4 protein-coding genes are annotated in these 3,841 nt (G+C 60.9%); all 4 read left to right on the plus strand.

The window, feature by feature from the left end; all coding sequences use genetic code 11:
* Positions 1-353 precede the first annotated feature (353 nt).
* From EET67_RS25080 to EET67_RS25090, 4 genes are read left to right on the plus strand one after another with little or no spacing between them, the layout of a single operon-like run.
* On the plus strand, positions 354-1,583 hold the full coding sequence (locus EET67_RS25080) for a site-specific integrase (RefSeq protein ID WP_128628886.1): 1,230 nt from the start codon (positions 354-356) through the stop codon (positions 1,581-1,583).
* Positions 1,580-2,116, plus strand: coding sequence for a hypothetical protein (locus tag EET67_RS26305; RefSeq protein WP_245451243.1), 537 nt, complete (start codon positions 1,580-1,582; stop codon positions 2,114-2,116). Before EET67_RS25080 ends, EET67_RS26305 begins: the two co-directional genes overlap by 4 nt.
* Positions 2,117-2,121: 5 nt before the next feature.
* A complete protein-coding gene (locus tag EET67_RS26310; RefSeq protein ID WP_245451244.1) occupies positions 2,122-2,949 on the plus strand; it encodes a tyrosine-type recombinase/integrase in 828 nt (275 codons plus the stop codon).
* Positions 2,946-3,746, plus strand: coding sequence for a tyrosine-type recombinase/integrase (locus EET67_RS25090; RefSeq protein ID WP_245451245.1), 801 nt, complete (start codon positions 2,946-2,948; stop codon positions 3,744-3,746). The genes EET67_RS26310 and EET67_RS25090 overlap by 4 nt, the downstream gene beginning before the upstream one ends.
* Positions 3,747-3,841: the final 95 nt, after the last annotated feature.

Raw genomic sequence — 3,841 nt, forward strand, 5'->3', positions numbered from 1 at the left:
ACACCACATGGGCGATGATCTGCGGCGGGAAACGATGGCGCTTGTAGCTGATGGGTGAGGTGCTCATGCGCGTGCGTCTATCGCGCTGAACCCTCTCAAGAAGTTACCGTGACATCTCCCCAACTGCTCCTGGCTCTTAAGTTCAACGAAACGCATTGTCGGTCGCGACGCAGCCTCGGCGATCCCCTCGGCGTCTCGGTCGTCGTTCTTCTGGGCTTTGACTAATCACGAGGTCCCCATAATGCGGAGGAGCGCGGCCTGATCGGCGGATTCTCGCCGTTTTCGGATCGACTTGCTTTGCATTATTCGGTGCCGAACCTCTGCGGGTCAATCAACCAACAGAGGACCTGCCAATGCCCGATAGCCGTCACGAACTAATTGCCGCACTCAATTCCTCGCTTATCAGTCAGCAATACAGCCCGGTCGTGGTGAGGAACTACTGCACCTACGCATCTGGATTTCTCGATTATCTGGGACAGCGGGGCATCCCGGTCGCTGACGTGATCGACGTGCAGGTAGAGCAATACCTGCGGCACGCGATCGTAAAGTTCGAAAAGGAGCGTGGTCGACGTCCCAGCGCACGCTGGCATGAGGTTCCGCGCTCCGGGATTCATGCCCTGTTGCGGCTAGCTCACGGTCACTGGCCACCAGCTATCGAGCCTACCTGCGCGGCCGATGTTGCCCGATTTGCAATATGCAACGAATACGAAATCTGGCTGCGTCAGGAACGCGGGTTGGCTTGCTCCAGCGTCGCAGCGTTACTGTGGGAAGCCCGGAACTTCCTTGCCTGGCAGATCGATCACGGAAGCGGCGGCTTGGCGGGGCTGAGTGTCGTTGACGTAGACCGTTATATGGATCTGCGCGCGCCGAAACTGACGCGCTGCTCGCTGAAGTCTGTCGCAGAGCGGCTTCGCTCGCTGCTGCGATACCTCCACATCACGGGTCGCGTCACAACCGACCTGTCAGGGCACGTGATAGCACCGACGCTTTATGCATACGAAGGAGTACCGTCAGTCCTGGACCGTGACCAGATCGCCGCTGTGCTGGAGTGCGTGAAGAAGGACGAGACATCGGCGGGGCTGCGGGACCATGCGATCCTGCAACTCCTTGCAACATATGGGCTACGGTCTGGAGAAATCCGCAATCTGCGGATCGAGGATATCGACTGGCGGACGGGAGCCATCCATGTTCGCCACCACAAGACGCGAGCCAGCACATCGCTGCCCCTGATGGAGCCGGTCGGTGAAGCAGTGCTTGCTTATCTGCGTTCCGGGCGGCCCATGACCAACGCCAGGGAAATCTTCCTCCGCACGCGCGCGCCCTATCGCAAGCTCGACAAGCTTTACAGCGTGGTTCGCCGGCGACTCCGTGACGCTGGCGTTCAACCACCTGGTAAGTGTGGACCGCATATCTTCCGTCATGCGCGCGCGGTTGAGATGCTGCGGGTCGCGGTGCCTCAAAAGGTCATCGGCGACGTGCTGGGGCACCGTTCGACAGGATCGACGGCTCCCTACCTAAAGCTTGCCACCGAGGATCTCAGGGCCATCGCGCTTGACGTACCGGGAATGGAGGTGCTGGCATGACCGCCGCCCGCTGGCCGGACCCCGATCGCGCGATCATTGGCCGCCATGTCGTGAGCCTTGATCTGCGCAGCATGAAAAGCCGAGCCTGTTATCGGCAGGTCTTGCATGGCTTCCAGGATGTCGCCGAACGTTACGATGCACTCGGTCAGGAAGTGCTGCTGGCCTGGCTACGAGAATCAGCCGTTCGCCGAGCGCGGTCCACGCTCTTGCACCGCACCCGCATCGTTGACCGGTTCCTTGAACATCTGTTGGAAACCGGCGCGATCGAACGCAATCCCGTCGTCGCTCTGCGCGATGAGTGCAATATCAAGCAGTGCATGCCAATCTGGCGAGCATTGGCGTCGCGGGATCCGGAACAGGCTCTTGCAGAACTGCGCCAGCCCAGGCCGTTCGGCAGCATGCTGGGCGAAATGATGGCCGAGCATGTCGCGATGATGCGGCGCAGAGGATACAAATACACTTCGCAGCCCTGTTGCTCTTGCGGTTCGACCGGTTCCTGCAGTTGCATCCGGGACCGGAAGTCGAACCGCTGAGCGCCATGATCGATCGATGGGCGGCAACGAAGGTCACGCGTCACCACGCGGAGGAATGCGAAAAGCTCAAGCGCGTCTTTGCGAAAATCCTTCGTCACCGCGACCCATCGATACCTGTGCGGCGACCGGACCCGAGACCGAGGAAAGAGGCCGCCAAGCTATGGCGAAAGCCCCATATCTACTCGCCTGTGGACGTGCGGCGGATGCTCGAGGTTGCCCGCACCTATTCATCTCCACGGGTGCCGCTTCGGCCGCTGAGCATGTACACGATGCTGCTGCTGGCCTATTGCGCAGGCTTACGGCGTGGCGAGCTTGCCCGTCTCGATCTTGGTGACGTTGACCTGCAGGACGGTACGATAACCATCCGGCAGACCAAGTTCTTCAAGACCCGGATTCTGCCGTTACCCGACAGTGTTGTAGTCGAGCTTCGTGCCTATATCGATGCGCGGCGGCGTGCCGGTGGATCACAGGACACGCGCTCCGGCCTGTTCTGGCACGAGCGAGGCGACGGCCATTACACGCCGGAAATGATCACCTGGTTGCTCGCCGACGTTATACGCCGAGCGGGGTTGAAGCCATTGCGAGGAAAAACAGGGCCTCGCGTTCATGACCTGCGCCACTCGATGGTTGTGAACAGGATCCTCGAATGGTACCGGACGGGCATCAATCCACAGGATCGCCTGCCGTTCCTCGCGACCTACCTTGGTCATCGAGATATCAACTCTACCCTGGTCTACATCACCGTCACGCAGGACCTGCTGCATTACGCAAATGAACGGTTCCGGGCGATTGGCGCGCCGTGCCTCAACCTGGGGCAGGAGATGCGGCCATGAGCAAGGTTGACCGGTTCCCGGACCTGATGCGCGCGTTCTTCTACGAATGGCTGGTCGAGCAGCGCAACGCGTCTATCCACACGGTTCGATCATACCGCGATACTTGGCGGTTGTTGCTCCGGTTCGTCGCCCAGCGCACTGGGAAGAAGGTGGCTATGATCGCGCGGGCCGATCTGGCCGCCAGCGAGATCGCCGCATTCCTCAGTCACGCCGAACATGACCGTGGCGGTACGATCGGCACGCGCAACTGCCGGCTTGCCGCGATCCGCAGCTTCTTCCACTTCGTGGCGACCAGGGATCCCGGATCGATCGCGCAATGCGTGGAAATCCTCAACATACCGATCAAGCGCGCTCCGGTGTCGGAACCGAGCTATCTGGATCCGGCGGAAGTGACGGCGATCCTCGCTCAGCCAGATCGTTCGACCGTTGAGGGCATGCGGGATCATACGCTGCTCTCGTTCCTCTACAACAGCGGCGCACGAATACAGGAAGCGCTCGACCTGTGCCCGGAAGCATTCCGGTTCGAAAGCCCGGGCTGCGTGCGTCTGACCGGCAAGGGCCGAAAGGAACGTATCTGCCCGCTCTGGCCGGAAACCGTCATGCTGCTGAAGAAGCTGCTTGAACGGCAACCACGGGCACCCGACCAGCGGCTGTTCGTCAACCGCTATGGCGAGCCGCTCAGCGCCTCGGGGGTCCGCTTCAAGCTCGCCGCCTACGTGAAGGCAGCGGCCGAAACCATGCCAACGCTGCGGGCCAAACACGTAACGCCACACGGAGATGTCACGGTAACTTCTTGAGAGGGTTCAGCGCGATAGACGCACGCGCATGAGCACCTCACCCATCAGCTACAAGCGCCATCGTTTCCCGCCGCAGATCATCGCCCATGTGGTGT

This window comes from Borborobacter arsenicus, from assembly GCF_003934165.1.
Lineage (GTDB): Bacteria > Pseudomonadota > Alphaproteobacteria > Rhizobiales > Rhizobiaceae > Pseudaminobacter > Pseudaminobacter arsenicus.